This is a genomic window from Kitasatospora sp. NPDC028961 (assembly GCF_055564815.1).
Genome location: NZ_JBVHVO010000011.1, coordinates 172,161 through 197,068, shown reverse-complemented (window position 1 = coordinate 197,068; position 24,908 = coordinate 172,161). Strand labels below are relative to the sequence as shown.

5 protein-coding genes and 1 pseudogene are annotated in these 24,908 nt (G+C 73.7%); all 6 read right to left on the bottom strand.

The features are described from left to right. Nucleotides 1–13: 13 nt before the first annotated feature. Nucleotides 14–17,950 (bottom strand): annotated as a pseudogene (locus tag ACZ4UX_RS21030) (SDR family NAD(P)-dependent oxidoreductase); the annotation flags it as partial. A 292-nt stretch (nucleotides 17,951–18,242) separates the two neighbouring features. Continuing rightward, nucleotides 18,243–19,349, bottom strand: coding sequence for an HAD-IIIC family phosphatase (locus tag ACZ4UX_RS21025; protein ID WP_329490251.1), 1,107 nt, complete (start codon nucleotides 19,347–19,349; stop codon nucleotides 18,243–18,245). Between the two features lie 45 nt (nucleotides 19,350–19,394). Beyond that, nucleotides 19,395–20,510 carry an acyl-CoA dehydrogenase family protein gene (locus tag ACZ4UX_RS21020; protein WP_329490250.1) on the bottom strand — a complete coding sequence of 372 codons (1,116 nt, stop codon included), beginning with the start codon at nucleotides 20,508–20,510 and terminating at the stop codon, nucleotides 19,395–19,397. Continuing rightward, entirely contained in the window at nucleotides 20,503–20,793 is a 291-nt protein-coding gene (locus ACZ4UX_RS21015) for an acyl carrier protein (RefSeq protein WP_329490249.1), read from the bottom strand. The genes ACZ4UX_RS21020 and ACZ4UX_RS21015 overlap by 8 nt, the downstream gene beginning before the upstream one ends. After that, entirely contained in the window at nucleotides 20,790–21,656 is an 867-nt protein-coding gene (locus ACZ4UX_RS21010) for a 3-hydroxyacyl-CoA dehydrogenase family protein (RefSeq protein WP_329490248.1), read from the bottom strand. The genes ACZ4UX_RS21015 and ACZ4UX_RS21010 overlap by 4 nt, the downstream gene beginning before the upstream one ends. Nucleotides 21,657–21,736: 80 nt before the next feature. After that, nucleotides 21,737–24,907, bottom strand: a complete 3,171-nt coding sequence (locus tag ACZ4UX_RS21005; RefSeq protein WP_465707771.1) for a condensation domain-containing protein — start codon at nucleotides 24,905–24,907, stop codon at nucleotides 21,737–21,739. Nucleotide 24,908: the final 1 nt, after the last annotated feature.

Below are 24,908 nucleotides of genomic sequence, written 5' to 3'. Positions count from 1 at the left end.
CGTCCAGGGCAGCCGGAACCCACTCGACGCCGAACAGGCCGTCGCTCGCGGGTGCCGTGGCGCCCGCGAAAGGCCGCAGGACCACCGAACCGACCGACGCGATCAACGCACCCGTGGCATCGGCCAGGGTCAGCGACACGCCTTCGCCCACAGGCGTGACCCGCACCCGGGCGGCCACCGCATCCGCGGCATGCACCACCACATCGCCCCAGGCGAAAGGCACTTCCGGCCGCGCCAGGCGCTCGCCCGTGCCCACGATCACGTGCAGGGCGGCGTCCAGCAGAGCGGGGTGCAGCCCGAAGTCGGTCACGCTCACCCCGTCCGGCAGCGCGACCTCGGCGAACAGCTCCTCGCCACGCCGCCACGCCGCCCGCACCCCCTGGAACACCGGACCGTAGGCGAGGCCGCTGTCGGCGAGCCCCGGGTAGAACCCGTCAAGATCCACCGCCTCGGCACCCGCCGGCGGCCACTGCGCCAGATCGCCGTGAACATCGGCAGACGTGTCGGCCGGAGCGAGAACACCGGCGGCGTGCCGGGTCCACTCCTCCTCCTGCGCCGCTTCCTCGGCCTGGGCGTAGACGGCCACGGCACGGCGGCCGGACTCGTCCGCCTCGTCGACCGTCACCTGCACCCGCGCCCCGCCCTGGGGCGGCAACACCAGTGGCGCCTCGATCAACAGTTCCTCGACCCGGGTGCAGCCGGCCTCGTCGCCCGCGCGCACGGCCATCTCCACCAGCGCGGCGCCGGGGACGACGACCTGCCCGGCGACCACGTGATCGGCCAGCCAGGGCTGCGCGGCCAATGACAGCCGCCCGGTCAGGACCACGCCACCACTCGACGGCAGGGTGACCGCCGCGCCCAGCAGGGGGTGCCCTGCGCTCTCCAGCCCGAGGTCCTCGGCACGGCTGCCCGCCGTCGCGGTCAGCCAGTAGCGCTGCCGCTGGAAGGCGTAGGTGGGCAGGTCGACCTGCTGGGCACCGGTGTCCGCATAGACCTGCTCCCAGGCGACCGGCACGCCCCGCACGAAGAGCTTCGCGAGGGCGGCCATCAAGGCGCGGGGCTCGTCACGGCCGCGACGGAGCAGCGGGAGCCAGACCTCGGGCTCGCCCTGGTCGTCCGTACGGGTCTGCGGGCCCATGCCGGACAGCACACCGTCGGGGCCGATCTCCACGAACGTCCGCACACCGGCCGCACGAAGGGCCTGCGCGGCGTCGTGGAAGCGGACCGCCTCGCGGACATGCTTCACCCAGTAGGCCGGGTCCGTGACCTCGCCCGTCACCGGGACACCGGTGAGGGCGGAGACCATGGTCAGCTTGGGCGTGCGGTAGCTGACGGCGGCGACGACGCGGGCGAACTCCTCCAGCATCGGCTCCATCAACGGGGAATGGAAGGCGTGGGAAACCTGGAGACGCTTCGTGCGTGCGCCGAACGTGGCCAACTGCGCTGCCGCATCGAGTACTTCGTCCTCTACGCCGGAGATCACCACAGCCTTGGGGCCGTTCACCGCGGCGATACCGACACCGGCCCGGCCCGCGATCGCTTCGAAGACCTGCTCCTCCGTCGCCTCGACGGCCACCATCGCACCGCCGGAGGGCAGTTGTTGCATGAGCCGGCCGCGTGCGGCCACTACAGCGCAGGCGTCCTCCAGCGACCACACCCCCGCCACATGCGCCGCCGCCAGCTCACCGATCGAATGACCGGCCACCACCTGGGGACTCACACCCCACGACTCCAGCAGCCGGTGAAGGGCAACCTCGACGGCGAACAGTGCGGGCTGCGCCCACCCCGTCTCATCGATCGGGCCCTCACCCCGGATGACGGCGGCGAGGGAACCGTCCAAGTGCTCGGCCAGACCCGCACACACCGCGTCGAACGCCTCGGCGAACACCGGGAACGCCTCGTACAAGCCCTGCCCCATGCCAACGTGCTGCGCACCCTGGCCGGTGAACACGAACCCGACCTTGCCCGCACCGCCCACGGACCCGGTCACCACACCGGGAACCTCCCGGCCCTCGGCCAACGCCGCAAGACCGGCCAACATCTCCTCGCGGTCCGAGCCCAGCACCACCGCCCGCTGCTCCAACGCCGCCCGCGACACCGCCAACGACCAACCCACATCGACGACATCAGCATCAGAGCGCTCAACGAACGCCGACAGCCGCTCCGCCTGACCGGCAAGACCCTCCGCCGACCGCGCCGAAAGGGACCACGGCACCACCGGCAGTTCAACACCACCGGAACCGGAGCCCGAAGTGTCCTGGTCCGGCGCCTGCTCGATGATCACGTGCGCATTGGTCCCGGAGAACCCGAAGGACGAAACACCCGCGCGCCGGGGGTGCCCGGCATCCGGCCACGGCACCGCTTCGGTCACCAGTCGGACGGCGCCCGACTCCCAGTCGATCCGCGAGGACGGCTCGTCCGCGTGCAGCGTCGCCGGCACCACACCGTGCTGCATCGCGGCGATCATCTTGATGATCCCTGCGGCACCGGCGGCGGCCTGCGCGTGACCGATGTTGGACTTCACGGACCCCAGGAGCAGCGGCCGCTCCTGCGGCCGGTCCTGGCCGTACGTCGCCAGCAACGCCTGCGCCTCGATCGGGTCACCCAACCGCGTGCCGGTGCCGTGGCCCTCGACCACGTCCACCTCGGCCGCCGACAGACCGGCGTTGGCCAGGGCCGCCCGGATGACCCGCTGCTGGGACGGCCCGTTCGGCGCCGTCAGACCGTTGGACGCGCCGTCCTGGTTGACCGCCGTACCGGCGACCACGGCCAGGATGCGGTGCCCGTTGCGCAGCGCGTCGGACATGCGCTCCACCACCAGGACGCCGACGCCCTCGCCCCAGCCCGTACCGTCCGCGGACTCCGCGAACGCCTTGCAGCGCCCGTCGGCCGCAAGGCCGCGCTGCCGCGAGAAGTCGATGAACGTGCCGGGCGTCGACATCACCGTCACACCACCGGCCAGCGCGAGCGAACTCTCCCCCGAGCGCAGCGACTGGCAGGCCAGGTGCAGCGCCACCAGCGACGACGAACACGCCGTGTCCACCGTCACCGCCGGACCTTCCAGCCCCAGCGCATACGCCACCCGCCCCGAGGCCACCGAACCCGTGCCACCCGTCCCCAGGTACCCCTCGACCTCCTCCGGCACGAAGTGCGACGGCAGGTAGTCGTGATAGAAGAGCCCCGAGAACACCCCCGTCGCACTGCCCCGCAGCCCCGTCGGGTCGATCCCCGCGTCCTCCAACGCCTCCCACGACGCCTCCAGCAACAACCGCTGCTGCGGATCCGTCGCGACCGCCTCACGTGGGCTGATCCCGAAGAACTCCGCGTCGAACTCGGCAGCGTCGTAGAGGAATCCGCCTTCACCGGACACGCTCTTGCCCACCGCGTCCGGATCCGGATCGACCACGTCGCCGGGCCAGCCGCGGTCGGTCGGGAAGAGGCCGATCGCGTCCCCGCGCGACTCCAGCAGCTCCCAGAACTCACCTGGCGACGACACCCCGCCCGGGAACCGGCACGCCATCCCGACGATCACCACGCGGTCGTCCTCGGCCGACGCGCGTCGGACCACGGACCGTGCGGAGCCCGCCGACACGGGCTCGACCCCACCGACCAGCTCGCCCACCAGGTGGCCGACCAGGGCCGCCGGTGTCGGGTAGTCGAACACGATCGTCGCCGAGAGCCGCAGACCCGTCACATTGCTCAGTCGGCTGCGCAGTTCGACGGCGGTGAGCGAGTCGAACCCGACGTCCCGGAAGGAACGTTCGGCGTCCAGGCCGGCCGGTCCGGCCATCCCCAACACCAGGGCGGCCTGCGACAGGACCAGCTCCCGCACCACCTCCCGCTGCTCGTCCGGCCCCAGGCCGGCCAGCCGCGCGGCCAACGCGTTCTGGGCGCCGACGGCGGCCCGGCCCGCCGAGCGGCGGGTGCGGGAGCCCTGGTGCCCGGCGCGGACCAGACCGGTCAGCAGCGGCGGCACCTCGCCGGAGTTCCGCAGGGCGGCCAGGTCCAGCCTGGCCGTCACCACGAGCGGCGCGGCGGCGCGGGCGGCCGCGTCGAGCATGCCGAGCCCGTCGGCCGCGGGCAGCGGCCTCAGCCCCTGACGGGACAGCCGGCGCCAGTCGGCGTCGGTGAGACCGCCGGCCATGCCGTTCTCCCACGGGCCCCACGCCAGCGACACACCGGGGAGGCCCTCGTACCGCCGGTGGGCGGCCAGGGCGTCCAGGAACGTGTTCCCCGCCGCGTAGTTCGCCTGACCCGGGTTGCCCCAGACGCCGGCCACCGAGGAGAACAGGACGAACATGTCGAGGTCCAGGTGGCGGGTCAGCTCGTGCAGGTGCCAGGCGGCGTCGACCTTCGGCCGCATCACCGCCGCCACCCGCTCCGGGGTCAGCGAGGCGACGAGCCCGTCGTCGACGATCCCGGCCGCGTGGACGACACCCGTCAGCGGCACACCCGCGAGCGCGTCGGCGAGTTCCTCGCGGTCGGCCGCGTCGCAGGCCGCGATCGTGACCTCGACACCCAGGCCCTTCAGGTCGGCGACCAGCTCCGGCATTCCGGGGGCCTCGATGCCCCGACGCGACAGCAGGACCAGGTGCTCGGCCCGCCCGCTCTCCGCGAGGTGCCGCGCCACCAGACCGCCCAGCGCACCCGACGCGCCTGTGATCAGCACCGTGCCCGGACGGTCCCCGGCAACAGCCGCAGCCGTGGACGGCACTCGTACCAGCCTGGGTACACGCACCTGGCCGGCCCGCACCGCGAACTGCGGCTCACCCGAGGCAACGCCCAGGCGCAGCAGCTCTGCGGACATCTCGTCCACATCGGCCAGAACGATCCGGTCCGGGTTCTCCGCCTGCGCCACCCGGACCAGGCCCCACACCGGAGCAGCCGCGACGTCCATCGACGCCTCCGGCCCGGCGTCCACCGCTCGGTCCGTCACCACCAGCAGACGGGACCCGGACAGGGACTCCGCCGCCAACCACTCCTGCACCAGACCCAGCACGTCAGCGGTTGTGCGACCAGCCACAGCCGGGACCTCGTCCACCGCATCCGGCACAACCCGCACCACCACGACCTCAGGGGCCGGCTCCGCCGACGCCACCAGCGCCGCCAAGTCCGGGAACGACTCCGCGCCCGCCAGCTCCGCCGTCCCGAGGACAGCCCACCGACCACCCTCCGTCGCGGCGCCGGTCAGGTCAGCCGGAACCCACTCCACACCGAACAGGTCACCATGAGCCGGCGCCGCCACCGCTGCGAAGGGGCGCAGGACCACCGAACCCACCGAGGCGATCAACCCACCCGTGGCATCGGCCAGGGTCAGCGACACGCCCTCACCCAAAGGCGTGACCCGCACCCGGGCAGCCACCGCATCCGCGGCATGCACCACCACATCGCCCCAGGCGAACGGCACTTCCGGCCGCGCCAAGCGCTCGCCCGTGCCCACAATCACGTGCAGGGAGGCGTCCAGCAGGGCGGGGTGCAGCCCGAACCCGGACGCGCTGACACCGTCCGGCAGCGCGACCTCGGCGAACAACTCCTCGCCACGCCGCCACGCCGCACGTATCCCCTGGAACACCGGACCGTAGGCGAGACCGCTGTCGGCCAGCGCCGAGTAGAAGCCTTCGAGGTCCACCGCCACGGCACCCGCCGGCGGCCACTCGGTCAGCGCCTCCACCGCCTCCGGCGCGACCGGCGTCAGCGTGCCCGACGCATGACGGGTCCACTCCTCCGCGAACGCCGCGTCCTCGGCCTGGGCGTAGACGGCCACGGCACGCCGGCCGGACTCGTCCGCCTCGTCCACCGTGACCTGCACCCGGACCGCGCCCTGCGGCGGGAGCACCAACGGCGCCTCGATCACCAGTTCCTCGACCCGCCCGCACCCGGTCTCGTCCCCGGCCCGTACGGCCATCTCGACCAGCGCCGTCCCCGGCAGGACCACCTGCCCGGCGACCACGTGATCGGCCAGCCACGGTTGTCCGGCCAGCGACAGCCGCCCGGTCAGCACGAGACCCCCACTGGCCGGCAGGGTCACCGCCGCGCCCAGCAGCGGATGACGCGCCGGTGACTGGCCCAGCCCGACCGCGTCCACCGCGGCGGCAGCGGCCGGCAGCCAGTGACGCTGCCGCTGGAAGGCATAGGTGGGCAGGTCGATCCGCTGGGCGCCGGTGCCCGCGAAGACCTCGCCCCACTCGACCGCCAGACCGCGCACGAAGAGCTTCGCGAGGGCGGTGAGCAGGGCGCGGGGCTCGTCACGGCCCCGGCGCAGCAGCGGTAGCCAGACCTCGGACTCGCCGTCGTCGGTACGGGTCTGCGGGCCCATACCGGACAGCACACCGTCGGGGCCGATCTCCACGAACGTCCGGACGCCGGCCGCACGCAGGGCCTGCGCGGCGTCGTGGAAGCGCACCGCCTCGCGAACGTGCTTCACCCAGTAGGCCGGGTCCGTGACCCCGTCCGTCACCGGGAGACCGGTCAGGGCGGAGACCATCGCCAGCTTGGGCACGCGGTAGCTCACGGCGGCGACGACGCCGGCGAACTCCTCCAACATCGGCTCCATCAGCGGCGAGTGGAACGCGTGCGAGACCTGCAGACGCTTCGTGCGTGCGCCGGACGCGGCCAACTGCGCGGCAGCCTCCAGTACTTCGTCCTCGACACCCGAGATCACCACAGCGCGAGGGCCGTTCACCGCAGCGATACCGACACCGGTACGACCCGCCATCGCTTCGAAGACCTCGCCCTCGGTCGCCTCGACGGCCACCATCGCACCGCCGGACGGAAGTTGCTGCATCAGTCGGCCACGCGCGGCCACCACCGCGCAGGCGTCCTCCAGCGACCACACCCCCGCCACATGCGCTGCGGCCAGCTCACCGATCGAGTGCCCGGCCACCACCTGCGGGCTCACACCCCACGACTGAAGCAGACGGAACAACGCCACCTCAACGGCGAACAGTGCGGGCTGCGCCCAGCCCGTCTCGTCGAGAGAACCTTCGCCCCGGATCACACCCGCCGGCGAACCGTCCAAGTGCTCAGCCAGCCCCGCACACACCGCGTCGAAGGCGTCGGCGAACACCGGGAAGGCGGCATACAAGCCCTGCCCCATACCGACGCGCTGCGCACCCTGGCCGGTGAACACGAACCCGACCTTGCCCGCACCGCCCACGGACCCGATCACCACACCGGGAACCTCACGGCCCTCGGCCAGCGCCGCAAGACCCGCCAGCAACTCCTCGCGGTCCGAGCCCAGCACCACCGCCCGCTGCTCCAACGCCGCCCGCGACACCGCCAACGACCAACCCACGTCCAGGACATCAGGATCAGCACGCTCAACGAACGCCGACAGCCGCTCCGCCTGACCGGCAAGACCCTCCGCCGACCGCGCCGAGAGGGACCACGGCACCACCGGCAGTTCGACACCACCGGAACGTGCGACTGGAGCATCCTGCTCCGGCGCCTGCTCGATGATCACGTGCGCATTGGTCCCGGAGAACCCGAAGGACGAAACACCCGCGCGCCGGGGATGCCCGGCATCCGGCCACGGCTGCGCCTCGGTGACCAGCCGGACCGCGCCCGCCTCCCAGTCCACGTGCGAGGACGGCGCGTCCACGTGCAGGGTCGCCGGCACCACACCGCGCTGCATCGCCGCGACCATCTTGATGACACCCGCCACACCGGCGGCCGCCTGGGCGTGCCCGATGTTGGACTTCACGGACCCCAGCAGCAGCGGCCGGTCCTCCGGTCGCCCCTGGCCGTAGGTCGCCAGCAGCGCCTGCGCCTCGATCGGGTCACCCAACCGCGTGCCGGTGCCATGGGCCTCGACCACGTCCACCTCGGCTGCCGACAACCCGGCGCCGGCCAGCGCGGCCCGGATGACCCGCTGCTGCGACGGCCCGTTCGGGGCGGTGAGACCGTTGGACGCGCCGTCCTGGTTGACCGCCGTACCGGCCACCACCGCGAGCACCTTGTGACCGTTGCGCCGCGCGTCCGACAGCCGCTCCAGCACCAGGACGCCGACGCCCTCGCCCCACCCGGTGCCGTCCGCGGACTCCGCGAACGCCTTGCACCGGCCGTCGGCGGCCAGACCGCCCTGCCGGGTGAAGTCGATGAAGGTGCCGGGCGTCGACATCACGTTGACGCCGCCGGCGAAGGCCAGCGTGCTCTCCCCCGAGCGCAGCGACTGGCAGGCCAGGTGCAGCGCCACCAGCGACGAGGAGCACGCCGTGTCCACCGTCACCGCCGGGCCCTCCAGGCCCAGTGCGTACGCCACCCGCCCGGAGGCGACCCCGCCCGAGCCGCCGGTGCCGGCATAGCCCTCGACGTTCTCGGACACCGCGCCGAACGGCAGGTAGTCGTGGTAGATCAGGCCGGCGAAGACACCGGTCGCGGAGCCGCGCAGCGTGTTCGGGTCGATCCCGGCGTCCTCCAGCGCCTCCCACGACGTCTCCAGCAGCAGTCGCTGCTGCGGGTCCATCGCGATGGCCTCACGCGGACTGATCCCGAAGAACCCGGCGTCGAACTCCCCGGCGTCGTAGAGGAATCCGCCCTCGCCGGACAGGCTCTTGCCGACCGCCTCCGGGTCCGGATCGTGGACGTCCGGCGCCCAGCCGCGGTCCGTCGGGAACGGACCGATCGCGTCCCGGCGCGCCTCCAGCAGCTCCCAGAACTCGGTGGGGGACGACACCCCGCCGGGGAACCGGCATCCCATGCCGACGATGACCACCGGGTCCTCGTCGGCGGGCACGCCGGCCGTGGCCGCGGGCGCGGCCCCCGCCGGGCCGGGCTCGGCCGCGCCGACCAGCTCGCCCAGCATGAACCCGGCCAGCGCCGCCGGCGTCGGGTAGTCGAAGACCGTCGTCGCCGACAGGCGCAGGCCCGTCGCCGAGTTCAGCCGGTTGCGCAGCTCCACGGAGGTCAGCGAGTCGAAGCCGGTCTCGCGGAAGGCTCGGCCGGCCTCGATGCTCTCCGGTCCGGCCATGCCCAGCACCAGGGCGGCCTGCGCCGCGATCACGTCGAGGACGGCGGCGGTCCGCTCGGCGGGGTCGAGCGCCAGGAGCCTGGTGCTCAGCGCGTTCCGGCCGTCGGCGGCCGGACCGCCGGCCGTGCGCCGGGCGGGCGGGCCCGCATGCCCGGTTCGGACCAGACCGGACAGGAAGGGCGGGACCTCGCCCGAGCGGCGCAGGGCGGCGAGGTCCAGCTTGGCCGTCACGGTCAGGGCGTCGGCGGCGCGGGCCGCCGTGTCCAGCATGGCGAGACCGTCGGCCGCGGGCAGCGGCTTCAGCCCCTGGCGGGACATCCGCTGCCAGTCGGCCCGGTCGAGCTTGGCGGTCATGCCGTGTTCCCACGGCCCCCACACCAGGGACGCGGCGGGCAGACCGGCCCGGCGGCGGGAGGCCGCCAGCGCGTCCAGGAAGGTGTTCCCGGCCGCGTAGTTGGCCTGGCCCGGGTTGCCCCAGACGCCGGCGATCGAGGAGAACAGGACGAACATGTCCAGGTCGAGGCCGCGGGTCAGCTCGTGCAGGTGCCAGGCTGCGTCGGCCTTCGGCCGCATCACCGCCGCCACCCGCTCCGGGCTCAGCGAGGCCGCGATCCCGTCGTCGACGATCCCGGCGGCGTGCACGACGCCCGTCAGCGGCACACCCGCCAGGACGGCCGCGAGCTCCTCGCGGTCGGCCGCGTCGCAGGCCGCCACCGTGACCTCGGCGCCCAGCGCCTCCAGGTCGGCGACCAGCTCCGGCATCCCGGCGGCCTCGATGCCCCGACGCGAGACCAGCACCAGGTGCCCGGCCCGCCCGCTCTCGGCGAGGTGCCGGGCCACCAGACCGCCCAGCGCACCGGACGCGCCGGTCACCAGGACCGTGCCCGCCCCGGCGGCCGTCGCGGGCAGGGTCAGGACGACCTTGCCGATGTGCCGCGCCTGGCTCAGGAACCGGAAGGCGTCCACCGCGCGGCGTGCGTCCCAGCAGGCCACCGGCAGCGGCCGCAGGGCGCCCTCCTCGAACAGCAGGGTCAGCGACCGCAGCATCCGGCCGAGCACGTCCGGGTCCAGGTCCAGCAGATCGAACGCCCGGTAGGCGACCCCGTGGTCGCGGCGCACCTGCTCCGGGTCACGGATGTCGGTCTTGCCCATCTCGACGAACCGGCCGCCCGCGCGGGTCAGCCGGAGCGACGCGTCCACGAACTCCCCGGCCAGGGAGTCCAGCACCACGTCCACCCCGTGGCCGGCGGACGCGGTCCGGAAGGTTTCCTCGAAGTCGGTCGTGCGGGACGACGCGATGTGCGACGCACCGACACCCAGCCCGCGCACCGCCGCCCACTTGGCGGGCGACGCCGTCGCGAACACCTCCGCCCCCAGCTGCCGGGCCAGTTGCACCGCCGCGATGCCCACGCCACCGGCGGCGGCGTGGACCAGCACCCGCTCGTCCCGCCGCAGGCCGGCCAGCTCCACCAGCGCGTACCAGGCGGTCAGGAACACCAGCGGCGCACCGGCCGCCTCCGCCATCGTCCATCCGGACGGCACCGGGGCCAGCAGCCGCTGGTCGGTCACCGCCTCGGTGGTGAACGCGCCCGTGAACAGGCCCATCACCGCATCGCCCGGCCGGAGCCCGGTCACGCCCGGACCGACCTCCAGCACGACACCGGCGCCCTCCAGGCCCAGCCGGCCCGCGTCACCCGGGTACATGTCCAGCACGTTGAGCACGTCGCGGAAGTTCACGCCCGCCGCACGCAGGGCGACCCGCACCTGACCGGCGGCGAGCGCACCCGCCTCCTCGGCACCCAGCAGGGTGAGGTTCTCCAGCGTGCCGCGCTCGTCGAAGCCCAGACTCCACACCCGCTCCGCCGGGACCGGCAACCCCTCCGCGACGCGCGCCAGCCGGGGCACCCGCAGCTGGCCGGCCCGCACCGCGAACTGCGGCTCACCGGAGGCCACGCCCTGGCGCAGCACCTCCATGGAGGCGTCCTCGACATCGGCGAGGACGATCCGGCCCGGGTTCTCCGCCTGCGCCACCCGGACCAGGCCCCACACCGGAGCGGCCGCGACGTCCGTCGGCGCCTCCGGCCCGGCGTCGACGGCCCGCTCGGTCACCACCAGCAGACGGGACCCGGACAGGGACTCCGCCGCCAGCCACTCCTGCACCAGACCCAGCACGTCGGCGGCCGTACGACGGGCCCCGGCCGGGACGTCACCCGGCTCCGGCACGACCCGCACCACCACGACCTCAGGGGCCGCCTCCGCCGACGCCACCAGCGCCGCCAGATCCGGGAACGACTCCGCGCCCGGCAGTTCCATGGTCCCGAGGACGGCCCACCGGCCGCCCTCCGTTTCCGCGTCGGCCAGGGCAGCCGGGACCCACTCCACGCCGAACAGGCCGTCGCTCGCGGGTGCCGCGGTGCCCGCGAAGGGCCGCAGGACCAGCGAACCGACCGAGGCGATCAACGCGCCCGTCGCGTCGGCCAGCGTCAGCGACACGCCCTCACCGGTCAGCTCCGGGGTCACCCGGACCCGGGCCAGGGCGGCGCCGGTGGCATGCAGGTCGACGTTCCCCCAGGAGAACGGGACCTCAAGCCGGTCCCGGCGCTCACCCGTCCCCACGATCACGTGCAGGGCGGCGTCCAGCAGGGCGGGGTGCAGCCCGAAGTCGGCGGCGCTCACGCCGTCCGGCAGCGCGACCTCGGCGAACAGCTCCTCGCCGCGCCGCCAGGCCGCCCGTATCCCCTGGAACGCCGGTCCGTAGGCGAGGCCGCTGGCGGCCAGCGCCGGGTAGAACCCTTCGAGGTCCACCGCCTCGGCGCCTGCCGGGGGCCACTCGGCCGGCACGCTGTCGGCCGACGCCGTGGCGACCGACAGCGTGCCCGACGCATGCCGGGTCCACTCCCCGTCGGGCGCGGCCTCCTCGGCCTGGGCGTAGACACCGAGCTCCCGGCGACCGGACTCGTCGGGACCGTCCACCGTCACCTGGACCCGGACGCCACCCTGCGCAGGGAGGACCAGCGGCGCCTCGATGACCAGTTCCTCGACCCGGGTGCAGCCGGCCTCGTCGCCCGCGCGCACGGCCATCTCGACCAGCGCGGCGCCGGGGACGACGACCTGCCCGGCGACCACGTGATCGGCCAGCCAGGGCTGCGCGGCGAGTGACAGCCTTCCGGTCAGGACCACTCCGCCGGTGGCCGGCAGGGTGACGGCCGCGCCGAGCAGCGGGTGTCCGGGGTTCTCCAGACCGAGGTCCTCGGCACGGCTGCCCGCCGTCGCGGTCAGCCAGTAGCGCTGCCGCTGGAAGGCGTAGGTGGGCAGGTCGACCTGCTGGGCGCCGGTGTCCGCATAGACCTGCTCCCAGGCGACCGGCACACCCCGCACGAAGAGCTTCGCAAGCGCGGTCATCAAGGCGCGGGGCTCGTCACGGCCGCGACGGAGCAGCGGGAGCCAGACCTCGGGCTCGCCCTGGTCGTCCGTACGGGTCTGCGGGCCCATGCCGGACAGCACACCGTCGGGGCCGATCTCCACGAACGTCCGCACACCGGCGGCACGAAGGGCCTGCGCGGCGTCGTGGAAGCGGACCGCCTCGCGGACATGCTTCACCCAGTAGGCCGGGTCCGTGACCTCGCCCGTCACCGGGAGACCGGTCAGGGCGGAAACCATGGTCAGCTTGGGCATGCGGTAGCTGACGGCGGCGACGACGCGGGCGAACTCCTCCAGCATCGGCTCCATCAACGGGGAATGGAAGGCGTGGGAAACCTGGAGACGCTTCGTGCGCGCGCCCGCCTGAGCCAACTGCGCGGCAGCCTGCAGCACTTCGTCCTCGACGCCCGAGATCACCACGGCCTTGGGGCCGTTCACCGCGGCGATACCGACACCGGTACGACCCGCCATCGCTTCGAGGACCTGCTCCTCCGTGGCCTCGACGGCCACCATCGCACCACCGGACGGAAGTTGCTGCATCAGCCGGCCACGCGCGGCTACCACCGCGCAGGCGTCCTCCAGCGACCACACCCCCGCCACATGCGCCGCGGCCAGCTCACCGATCGAGTGCCCGGCCACCACCTGGGGGCTCACACCCCACGACTGAAGCAGACGGTGAAGGGCAACCTCAACGGCGAACAAAGCGGGCTGCGCCCAGCCCGTCTCGTCGATCGGGCCCTCACCCCGGATCACACCCGCCAGCGAACCGTCCAAGTGCTCAGCCAGACCCGCGCACACCGCGTCGAACGCCTCAGCGAACACCGGGAAAGCCTGGTAGAGCCCCTGCCCCATGCCAACGCGCTGCGCACCCTGGCCGGTGAACACGAACCCGACCTTGCCCGCACCACCCACGGACCCGGTCACCACACCGGGAACCTCGCGGTCTTCGGCCAGCGCCGCAAGGCCGGCCAGCAGCTCTTCACGGTCCGCACCGAGCACCACCGCCCGCTGCTCCAACGCCGCCCGCGACACCGCCAACGACCAACCCACGTCCAGGACATCAGCATCAGGATCAGCACGCTCAACGAACGCCGCCAACCGCTCCGCCTGACCCGCAAGACCCTCCGCCGACCGCCCCGAGAGGGACCACGGCACCACCGGCAGGTCGACACCATCGGCACGGGCCACCGGAGCATCCTGCACCGGCGCCTGCTCGATGATCACGTGCGCATTGGTCCCGCTGATGCCGAACGACGACACACCTGCGCGTCGCGGCCGCTCCTCGGAGTGGGGCCAGGCCACCGCAGTTGTCGCCAGCCGGACCGCGCCCGCCTCCCAGTCGACGTGCGAGGAGGGTTCCTCGGCGTGCAGCGTCTGGGGCACCTGCTCGTGCTGCAGGGCGAGCACCATCTTGATCACGCCCGCGACACCCGAGGACCACTGGGTGTGCCCGATGTTGGACTTCAGCGAGCCGAGCAGCAGCGGCCGGTCCTGCGGCCGGTCCTGGCCGTAGGTCGCCAGCAACGCCTGCGCCTCGATCGGATCGCCCAGCCTGGTCCCGGTGCCGTGGCCCTCGACCACGTCCACCTCGGCCGCCGACAACCCGGCGCCCGCCAGGGCCGCTCGGATGACCCGCTGCTGGGACGGCCCGTTCGGCGCCGTCAGACCGTTGGACGCACCGTCCTGGTTCACCGCCGAACCCCGCACCACCGCGAGCACCTTGTGCCCGTTGCGCAGCGCGTCCGACAACCGCTCCAGCACGATGATGCCGGCGCCCTCGGCCATACCCATGCCGTCGGCCTGCTCCGAGTACGCCTTGCAGCGGCCGTCCGCCGCGAGGCCCTGCTGTCGGCTGAACCAGGCGAGCCACGCCGTGGTGGCGTGCACGGTGACGCCGCCCGCCAGCGCCAGCGAGCACTCCCCCGACCGCAGCGACTGGCTTGCCAGGTGCAGTGCCACCAGGGAGGACGAGCATGCCGTGTCGACGGTGAGCGCCGGCCCTTCGAGGCCGAGCGTGTAGGCCACCCGGCCGGAGATCACGCTGGGCGCGATGCCCGACTGGAGGTGCCCTTCGAGCTCCTCGGGCGCGTTGGCGCCGTAGCCGGACGAGGAGGCGCCCACGAAGACGCCGGTCGCCGAGCCGCGCAGCCGCCTGGGGTCGATGCCCGCCCGCTCGAAGGCCTCCCAGGACAGTTCGAGGAGCAGCCGCTGCTGCGGGTCCATCGCCAGCGCCTCACGCGGGCTGATCCCGAAGAACCCGGCGTCGAACTCCCCGGCTCCGGTGATGAATCCGCCGCCACGCGTGTAGAAGGTGCCGGCTCGCTCCGCGTCCAGGTCGAAGAGCTGCGAGAGGTCCCAGCCCCGGTCGGTGGGGAGTTCGCCGACCGCGTCGCCGCCGGTGGCCAGCAGGTCCCAGAGCTGCTCGGGGGCGCTGACGTCACCGGGGAGGCGGCAGCTCATCGCCACGATCGCGATCGGCTCGTCGGCGGCCGCCGCCGTCCGGGCCGCCGCCGCGGTGTCGTCGGTGTGCCCCAGCGTCTGCGCCCGCAGGTACTCGGACAGCGCCACCGGGGTCGGGTAGTCGAAGATCAGTGTGGTGGGCAGCCGCAGGGCGACCGCGCTGCTCAGCCGGTTGCGCAGCTCGACCCCGGTCACCGAGTCGAAGCCGAGTTCCTTGAAGGTGTGCGCGGGGTCGAGCGCCTGCGCGGAGGGGTGTCCGAGGACGGCCGCGGCGTGCGCCGCGATCAGGTCGAGGACCACCTGGTCCTGCTCGGGCCGCGACAGGCCCGTGAGCCGGCGCAGCAATCCGTCGGCGGCGTCGAGCGGGGGTGCCCCGGCCGTGTCGTCCGCCGCGAGCGGCAGCTCCATCAGCTGCGCGGAGGGGCCGCTGTCGAGCCAGAACCGCTTGTGCCGGAAGGCGTACGTCGGCAGCTCCACCGGCCTCCCGGGGGGCAGGACCGCACGCCAGTCCACCGGCACGCCGTGCACGAAGGCGCGGGCCAGGCCCGTCACCAGGCTCGTGGTGCCTTCGTCGTCGCGCCGCTGGAGCGGGACGAAGTCGGGCTCGTCCTTCGCGGTGCCGGCCACGATGTCCGCGCCGAGCGAGGACAGTGACCCGTCGGGGCCGACCTCGATGAACACCGAGATGCCCTCGCGGGCCAGCGTCGCCACCGCGTCGGCGAAGCGCACCGCTCCCCGCGTCTGGGCCGGCCAGTAGCCCGCCTCGGGCTCGGTGACCAGCTCACCGGTGAGCGCGCCCGCCCACAGCACAGCCGGCCGGTGGTACTCCAACCCGGCCGCGACGGCGGTGAGTTCGTCGAGCACCGGGTCCATCGCCGGGGAGTGGAAGGCGTGCGAGACCCGAAGGCGCCGCACCCGGCGGCCCCGCTCCCGCCACAGCTCCACCACGTGGTCCACCGCGTCGGCCTCACCCGAAACCACCACAGAATCCGGGCCGTTCACCGCCGCGATCACCACCCCGGGCACCAGCTCCGCCAGCACCTCGGCCTCCGGGACGTTGACCGCCGCCATCGCCCCGCCGTCCGGCAGCGCCTGCATCAACCTCGCCCGCGCCGCCACCAGCCGCACCGCGTCCGGCAGCGACAGCACCCCGGCCACATAAGCGGCCGCGACCTCGCCCACCGAGTGACCGACCACCGCGTCCGGCGTCACGCCCGCAGCCGCCAGCACCGCCGCGACAGCGACCTCGAAGGCGAACAGACCGGCCTGCGCGTACAGCGTCTGCTGCGCCAGCGCCTCGTCCACACCCTCGGCGCCGAGCACGACGTCCCGGACCGAGACGCCCAACTCCAGCTCCAGCAGCCCGCACACCCGGTCGAAGACCTCGGCGAAGACCGCGCTGCCCTCGTAGAGGCCCCGGCCCATCCCGACCCACTGCGAACCCTGACCCGCGAAGACCAGACCCGCCCGGGCACCCGCCCGCGCCACACCCGACACCACCGAACCCGAGGGCGTCCCGGCAGCCAGGCTCTCCAGGCCGGCCACCAGCTCGGCGCGCTCGGCCCCGAGCACGACCGCCCGGTGCTCGAACGTCGCCCGGGTGGTCGCCAGCGACGCCGCCAGGTCCGCCGCTTCCACCGACGGCCGGGCCGTCACCCAGTCGCGCAGCCGCTCCGCCTGGGCCGTCAGCCCCTCGGCCGGCCGGCCCGACACCAGCCACGCACCGGCGCCCGGGAGGACCGGCGCCACGTCGGGCACCTCGGCGGTCTCGACAGCCGGCGGTGCCTCCTCCAGGACGACGTGGACGTTGGTCCCGCTGATCCCGAACGCCGACACGCCCGCGCGCCGCGTGTGCTCCCCGGCGGGCCACGGCACCGGCTCGGCCAGCAGCCGCACCGCACCCGCCGACCAGTCCACCTGCGGCGACGGCTCCTCCGCGTGCAGCATGGCGGGCAACTCGCCGTGCTGGAGCGCCAGCACCATCTTGATCACCCCGGCCACACCGGCGGCCGCCTGGGTGTGCCCGATGTTGGACTTCACCGAGCCGAGCCACAGCGGCCGGCCCTCCGGGCGCTCCCGGCCGTAGGTGGCGAGCAGCGCGCCCGCCTCGATCGGATCGCCGACCCGGGTGCCCGTGCCGTGTGCCTCCACCGCGTCGACGTCGGCGGCGGACAGGCTCGCGTTCGCCAGGGCGCGGCGGATGACCGCCTGCTGGGCGCGGCCGTTCGGGGCGGTCAGGCCGTCGCTGGTCCCGTCGGAGTTGATCGCCGAGCCGCGCAGCACGGCCAGCACGGAGTGGCCGTTGCGCAGGGCGTCGGACAGCCGTTCCAGGACGATCAGGCCGGCGCCCTCGGACCAGACGGTGCCGTCGGCGGCGGCCGAGAACGGCCGGCAGACGCCGTCCGAGGACAGCGCCCGCAGCCCGCTGAACGCGACGAAGTTCCCCGGGGTGGCCATCACGGACACGCCGCCGGCGAGCGCCAGCGAGCACTCGCCGGATCGCAGCGCCTGCACGGCGAGGTGGATGGCGACCAGGGAGCTGGAGGCGGAGGTGTCCACCGTGAGGGACGGCCCGTGCAGCCCGAGCAGGTAGGAGATCCGGCCGGACATCACGCTGGTCGTGGTGCCGGTGAGCAGGTAGCCCTTCACACCCTCCGGCGCCTCCTGCAGCCGGGGGCCGTACTCCCTCGGCTCGGCGCCCACGAACACGCCGGTCCGGGTGCCCCGGATCGCGGACGGGGTGATGCCGGAGCGCTCCAGGGCCTCCCACGAGGTCTCCAGCAGCAGCCGCTGCTGCGGGTCCATCGCCAGCGCCTCGCGCGGCGGGATGCCGAAGAAGGCGGCGTCGAAACCGGCGGCGTCGTCGAGGAAGCCGCCCCGGGTGAGGTAGGTCCTCCCGGGGCTCTCCGGGTCGGCGTCGTAGAGGGATTCGAGGTTCCAGTTCCGGTCCGCGGGGAAGTCGGAGAGGGCGTCCCGGCGTTCGGACAGCAGGCTCCACAGGTCCTCGGGCGAACGGACCCCGCCGGGGTAGCGGCAGCTCATGCCGACGATCGCCAACGGCTCCGCACCGGCAGCGGCACGTTCCGTCAGGGCCGGCCCATCAGTCTCGTTCACAAATCCCTCGGCATTCCGGAGTCTGGGAGTGCGATACCTGGTCGAATGTCTTTCAGCCAAGGAGAACAGCAATGCAAAAGGGCTGAACAGAACGGCCGCACAGAAAGCTGCGTCGAAGAACCGCACTGGAGCTGTGCGAGGAAATCCGGGAAATGGCCCGCCGGAGCCCCCGACGGTCAGGATATGAGCCGCTCCGTCCGGAGGACCACGTGTTCAACCGAGAAAGGCGCGCCGGTTGATCGGCGCGCCTTTCCGTTCGACCGGGGAGTCCCGGTACCGCTCACCCTCGGGCGACGGCGTCCTTCTCCGGGGCGGCCGCGGCGAGTTCGGGCGAGTCCAGCCGCATCGTCGTCGGCCCCTCGCGGCGGTCCGCGACCAGGTGCAGGCGCTGGACGCCCTCCCCGGCGGGCTCGCCGAGGACGGCCTGGCAGGCGCAGGGGTCGTCGGCGAAGCCCGCGAACCGGTAGGCGATGTCCATCATGCGGTTGCGCTCGGTGCGCCGGAAGTCGGCGACGAGGTGGGCGCCGGAGCGGGCCGCCTGGTCGATCAGCCAGTTGAGGATGACCGCGCCGGCACCGAAGGTCACCACGCGGCACGAGGTCGCGAGGAGCTTGAGGTGCCACAGATCCGCGTGGCGCTCCAGGAGGAGCACGCCCACGGCGCCGTGCGGACCGAAGCGGTCGGTGAGGTTGACGGTCAGGACCTCGTGGTCCGGGTCGACCAGCAGCGCACGCAGCGCGGCGTCCGAGTAGTGGACGCCGGTCGCGTTCATCTGGCTGGTGCGCAGGGTCAGTTCCTCGACCCGGGAGATGTCCTCCTGGTCGGCGCGCTTGATCTCCATGACGAGGTCGAGGGTGCGCAGGAACTCCTCGTCGGGGCCGCTGAAGGTGTCCTTCTCGGCGTCCCGGCGGAAGCTCGCCTGGTACATCTCCCGGCGGCGCCGGGCGTCGACCGTGACGATCTCGGGGCTGAACTCGGGCAGTGCGGTCAGCTCGGCCGCCCGCTCGGCCGGGTAGCAACGGATGTCGGGCGCGTGGTAGTTGACCTCGGCGCGCTCGGTGGGCAGGTCGTCGATGAAGGCGACGGCCGTCTCCGCGAAGTTCAGCCGCTCGGCGATCAGCCTCACCGCGTCGGACTTGCGCCCCCACCCGATCTGGGGATGCACGAAGTACTCGGCGAGGCCCAGGTCTTCGAGCCGCTTCCAGGCGAGGTCGTGGTCGTTCTTGCTCGACACCGAGTGCAGGACTCCCCTGGAGTCGAGCTCGACGATGGTGTCGTGGATTCCGGGGAACAGTTCGACGGTCGGGTCCTCCAGCAACGTGCCGTCCCAGACGGTGTTGTCCAGGTCCCAGACCAGGCACTTCACGAGGGTTGGCTTCTCAGCCACGGGGGTCTCCTACCAGCTTTCGGTCGGACTTCGGTCGGATGGACGTCAGTCGGAAATCGACAGGGCGTGGTCCGCCAGGATCAGCCGGCAGATCTCGTTGCTGCCTTCGATGAGCTCCATGAGCTTGGCGTCCCGGAACGCGCGGGCCACCACGTGGCCGTCCTCGGCACCGGTCGATCCGAGCAGTTGGACCGCGGTGGCGGCACCGCGGGCCGCGTGGTTCGCGCTGACGTGCTTGGCGAGGACCGCCGTGAGCCCCATGTCCGGGGCGGCGGAGTCCCATTGCCGGCTGGCGTGCTCGCAGCTGCGCCGCGAGACCTGCTCGGCGACGAGCAGCTCCGCGAGGTGCCCGCGGACGAGTTGGTGCTCGGCGAGCGCCACGCCCGCCTGGTGCCGGTGCTTCACGTGCCGGGTGGCGGCGCTCAGGCAGGCCTGCAGGATGCCGACGCAGCCCCACGCGATCGACACCCGCCCGTAGGAGAGCGCCGTGGTGAAGAGCATCGACAGGGGCTGCCCGCCGCCGCCCAGCACGTGGGTGGCCGGCAGCCGGACGTTGTCCAGGCGGATGTTGGCGTGGCCGGCGGCCCGGCAGCCCATCGGCTGGGGTACCAGGTCGATGTGCACGCCCGGCGCGTCGACGGGGACGATCGCGGCGGCCGCGCCGTCGCTGTCCCCCTGCCGGCCGATGACGACGACGAAGTCGGCGTACCGGGTGCCGGTGACCCACTTCTTCTCGCCGTCGATGACGAACCCGTCGCCGTCGGCCTTGATCCGGGTGCGCATGGCCGCCAGGTCGCTGCCGGCCCCCGGCTCGCTGAAGCCGACCGCGGTGAGCTTCCCGCCGGTCAGCTCCGCCAGGAAGGTGCGCCGCTGCTCGCGGTCGCCGAAGCGCTGGATGGTCCAGGCCGCGATGCCCTGCGAGGTCATGATGGACCGCAGGGAGCTGCACAGGCTCCCCACGTACGCGGTGAGTTCGCCGTTGTCCTGGCTGCTCAGCCCGAGGCCGCCGTAGGAGGCCGGCACCTGCGCGCACAGCAGGCCCTTGGCGCCGAGCGTGCGCAGCACGTCGAGGGGCAGTTCGCCCGCGACGTCCCAGGAGCCGGCCCGGGAGCCGACGAGCTCGCCGATGAGGGCGCGCTCGTCGGCCGGTCGGTCAGGCATTCCCGGCCGCCACCGCGTCGCCGCGCAGGCGCAGCACGAGGCCGGCCATGCCCCCGACGGTGCGGAAGTTGTCGAGCTTGAGGTCGCCGCCGACGATGGCGATGTCGTAGGCGTCCTCCAGGTGGACGACGAGCTGCATGGCGAACATCGAGGAGACCACGCCGGAGGCGAAGAGGTCCTGGTCCAGCTCGACGTCGGTCTTGATGCGCTCGGCGAGGAAGCCGAGGATCTCCTTCTGGAGGGTCTCAGCGGTCAGCGGAGTGTTGTCCCCGTGGACGGTCATGACGCGACCTTTCCGTAGTCGTAGAAGCCCCGGCCGGTCTTCCGGCCGAGGTGGCCGTCCCGCACCTTTTCGAGCAGGAGGTCACAGGGGCGGCAGCTTTCGTCACCGCGGCGCTCGTAGAGCACGTTGAGGGAGTCGACCAGGTTCTCCAGGCCGATCAGGTCGCCGGTGCGCAGCGGGCCGGTGGAGTGGCCGAGGCAGCCCTCCAGCAGGCCGTCGACGACCTCGACGGAGGCGACGCCCTCCTGGACGAGCATGGCCGCGGTGTTGATCAGCGGGTGGAGCAGGCGGTTGATCACGAAGCCCGCCGAGTCCTCGATGACGAGTGCCTCGCGGCCGAGGACGGTGAGCAGCTCGGTGGCCTGCTCCAGGACGGCCGGGTCGGTGCGCGGGCCGCGGATGACCTCGACCATCTTGATCATGTAGGAGGGGTTCATGAAGTGCACGCCCACCAGGTCCTCGGGGCGGACGATCCACTCGGCCATCTCGTCGATCGGGATGCACGAGGTGTTGGAGATCAGGGTGGTGCCGGGCGTCACGACCCGGGAGGCCGCGGAGAGCACCTCCTGCTTGACCTTGTCGACCTCGGTGACGGCCTCGACCACGGTGGTGGCCTCGGCGATGTCGTCGAGGTTGACGCTGGTGGTCAGCGTGCCCTGCGGGCGGTCGGCCGGCAGGACGCCCATGAGCTGGGCGTGCCGCAGCTTCTGCCGGATGGTCTGCCGGGCCGTCTCCAGCACGGTCTCGTCGACGTCGACCAGGACGACGGAGACGCCGTGGCCGAGGGCGAGCGCCGAGATGTTGGTACCCATCACACCGGCGCCGATGATGGCGAGGCGGTGCTCCTCAAGAGCAGTGCTCATGGATTCTTCCCTGCTGTTTCGTGAGCCGGTTCCTGTCGGCCGGCCCGGTCGTGGTGACGCGGCCCGGTGTGGTCCGCCGCTCAGGCGCGCAGCAGCGCGGCGAGAGCGGCGGGGGTCGGGTGCTTGAACACCTCGGCGAGTTCGAGGTTCCTGCCGGTGAGCTCTTCGACCCGCTGCGCCAGGACGGCCGCGAGCAGCGAGTGGCCGCCCGAGTCGAAGAAGTTCGTCTGTGCCGTGGCGCCGGTGCTCAGCAGCTGCCCCCAGATCCCGACGAGGCTGCGGACGAGCGCGTCGTCCTCCGCCGGGTCCGGCCGGTCGGCGCCCTGCTCGACGGCCTTGCGGGCCAGCGCGCGGAGGGCCTCGTGGTCGGGGCGGCCGTCCGGTGTCCTGGGCAGCGCGGCCAGGCGGACGAACAGCCGGGACCCGGCGGGGGCGCCGGTGCCGGTGGCCGTGCCCGGGTCGACGACTTTGTCGACGGCCGGGTCGGCGACTGTCCCGGTGGTCGTCGCGGTGGACGCCTCGGTGGTCGTCTCGGCGAAGGCGACGACGGTGTGCCCGCCGTCGGGCCGCGGCACGGCCAGCGCGGCGGCCGCCGTCACCCCGGCCCGGCCGAGCAGGTCGGCCTCCACGCGGCCGAGGTCCACCGGGCCGTCCTCGGTGGTGACCCGGCGGTCGGCCCGGCCGAGCCACTCGATCGCCCCGTCGGACCGCCGGCGGGCGAGTTCGCCGGTGCGGTGGTGGGGCCCGTACCGTGCGTCGGTCGCGACCGCCGGACCGTCCGGCCCGCTCGGGGCCCAAGCCGTTCCCGCGAGGCGGAGTTCACCACGCAGTCCGACGGGCAGCTCGCGCCCGTCGGGGGCGGTGACGAAGGCCCGGGTACCGGCCACCGGCCGCCCCCGGGTCAGCCCGTCGGGGCTCTCCACCCGGCCGGACAGCGCCCAGCCGGTGGTCCCCGGAAGGCAGAGGCCGCTGTGCAGTCGGCAGCCGGCCGCGAGGAGCCGCTCCGCCACCTCGGCGGTCAGCTCGTCGCCCCTGGCCAGCACCGTCAGCCCGGGCAGCTGCCCGGCCGGGTCCCCCAGGAGGCGGGCCGGGGTGCCCGGCGGGACGACGGCGACGATCGCGTCGAGCCCGTCGGCGGCGGCCCGGAGGGCGGTCACGTCGGTCCGGGCGCCGTCGGGCAGGACCACGCAGCGGCCGCCCGCGCCCAGCGCCAGGAACGTCTCGAAGAGCGCGTCGAAGCCGGCCGGCGCGGCGAGCGTCGGCACACCGGTGCCGGGCCCGACGCCGAGCTCGGCCGCGAAGTGGCCGACCGCGTCCGCGAGGCCCGCGTGGCTGAGCACGGCGGCGACCGGTTCTCCGGCCTCCCCGCAGGTGTAGAACACGCAGGCGGGCGCGGTCGGTTCGCCGTCCGCGGCCGGTCCGGCGGGACCGGGCGCAGGGGCGGGCGCGGGGGCGTCGGCCGCCGTCAGGACCGGCGGCAGGTCGGCGCCGTCGGGCAGCCGGACACCCGTGCCGGTGAGGACGGCCTTCGCCCGCGCGTGGGTGAGCTGCCGGGTCAGCCAGGACGGGTCGTGTCCGGCGTCGAGCGGCAGGCAGACGGCGCCGGCCCGCCAGACGCCGAGGGCGGCGGCCGCGGCCTCGCGCCGCGGCACGGCGATCGCCACCGTGTCGCCCGGCCCGATGCCGGCCCCGGCCAGCAGCGCGCGGACGGCGGAAGCCGCCCCGTCCACCTGCCGGTAGTCGACGCCGTGGTCGCCGTCGGTCACGGCCGGGGCCTCGGGCGTCTTCTCCGCCCAGGCCCGGAACGCCGCGGGCACCGTCGGGCGCACGGCCGGCTCGGCCGTCCCGTCGGCCCGGTCGACGGCCCGGCGGTCGGCGTCGCTCCAGCCCGCCGTCCCGGCGAGCGGCCGGTCCGGGTCCTGCGCGGCCGCGACCAGCAGGGCGTCGAACCGGTCCAGCATCGCCTCGACCTCGGCCGGGGCCAGCGTCTCGGAGTGGCGGAACACGATCTCCGCCCGGGACGGCGAGCCGACCAGCTCCAGGTCGAACTTGCTGTGCGGGTTCTCCACCGTCAGCACCCGGGCCGCCATGCCGCCGACCGACAGCTCGCCGGCCGGCGCCTCGGGCAGGAAGTTGAACAGGTGCCGGAAGAGCTGGGTCTGCCAGGACGTACCGATCCCCGGCAGCTCCCCGGTCAGCTCGTCGACCGGGGTGTCGGCGTGCGCCATCGCCCCGAGGAACGCGTCCCGGGCCTGCCGGGCCAGCGCCCGGAAGCCCTCGGCGAGGTCCACCCGGATCCGGATCGGCACGACGTTGACGTGGTAGCCGATGGCGGCGGTGTTCGCCCCGCGGACGTTGACCGGGGAGCCGATGACGAGGTCCGGTCCGGCGCCGTGCGCCGCGAGGAGGGCCGCGTAGGCGGCCAGCATCACCGCGCCGAGCGGCGCCCTGACCGCGCGCTGCAACTGCAGCACGGCCTGCTGCGCCCCGGGGGAGAGCGCGCGGCTCGCGGTCTCGCCCCGCAGCCGCGGCTGCCGGTCGCGCGGGGTGCCGCACCACAGCTCCAGCCCGGCCGGGTCGAAGCCCTCCAGGGTCTCCCGCCAGTAGGCGAGGTCGGCGGGCCGCGGCTCGGGCTCGGCGAGCGCCGGGGCCGGTGCGGTGGCCTGCGGCGGCACCGGCCGGCCCGCCGCGATCGCGTCGTAGACCGGGATGAACGCCTGGAGGAACAGGGCCACCGAGACCATGTCGAAGACCAGGTGGTGCACGGCCACGCAGAGCACGTCGCCGTCCGGACGGACGGCGTGCCCGATCCTGACCAGCGGCCGGCCGTCGAGCCGGAACGGCCGGTCCGCGAACGCGGTCAGCTGCCGCTCCACCGAGTCGCCCGACAGGTCGAGCGGCTCGATCTCCACGGCGAACCCGCTCGCGGGGACGACCTCCTTGACCAGGTCCGCCCCGGTGGTGCGGTAGACCGTCCGCAGCACCTCGTACCGGCCGACCACGATCGCCAGGGCCGCCCGCAGCGCGTCCGGCCGCAGCCGCCCGCTCACCTGGAGGGCCAGCCCCAGGTTGTTGACCCCGGTCTCCGGGACCAGCTGCTCCAGCAGCCAGAGGGCCTTCTCCTTGCTCGTCGTCGCGGTCGACGCCGAGGTCGCCGGTGCGTTCGTCGTCGCGGTAGTCGGGGCGTTCGTCGGTGCGTTCGCGCGGTCCGGTTCCGGCGGCCGGCCGGACGCGCCCAGGTCGGAGTTCATC

Bases quoted from the DNA above. Each gene is read 5' to 3' on its own strand.
- ACZ4UX_RS21020 (WP_329490250.1), bottom strand. From the start codon at position 20,510: ATGCCTGACCGACCGGCCGACGAGCGCGCCCTCATCGGCGAGCTCGTC.
- ACZ4UX_RS21015 (WP_329490249.1), bottom strand. From the start codon at position 20,793: ATGACCGTCCACGGGGACAACACTCCGCTGACCGCTGAGACCCTCCAG.
- ACZ4UX_RS21010 (WP_329490248.1), bottom strand. From the start codon at position 21,656: ATGAGCACTGCTCTTGAGGAGCACCGCCTCGCCATCATCGGCGCCGGT.
- ACZ4UX_RS21005 (WP_465707771.1), bottom strand. From the start codon at position 24,907: ATGAACTCCGACCTGGGCGCGTCCGGCCGGCCGCCGGAACCGGACCGC.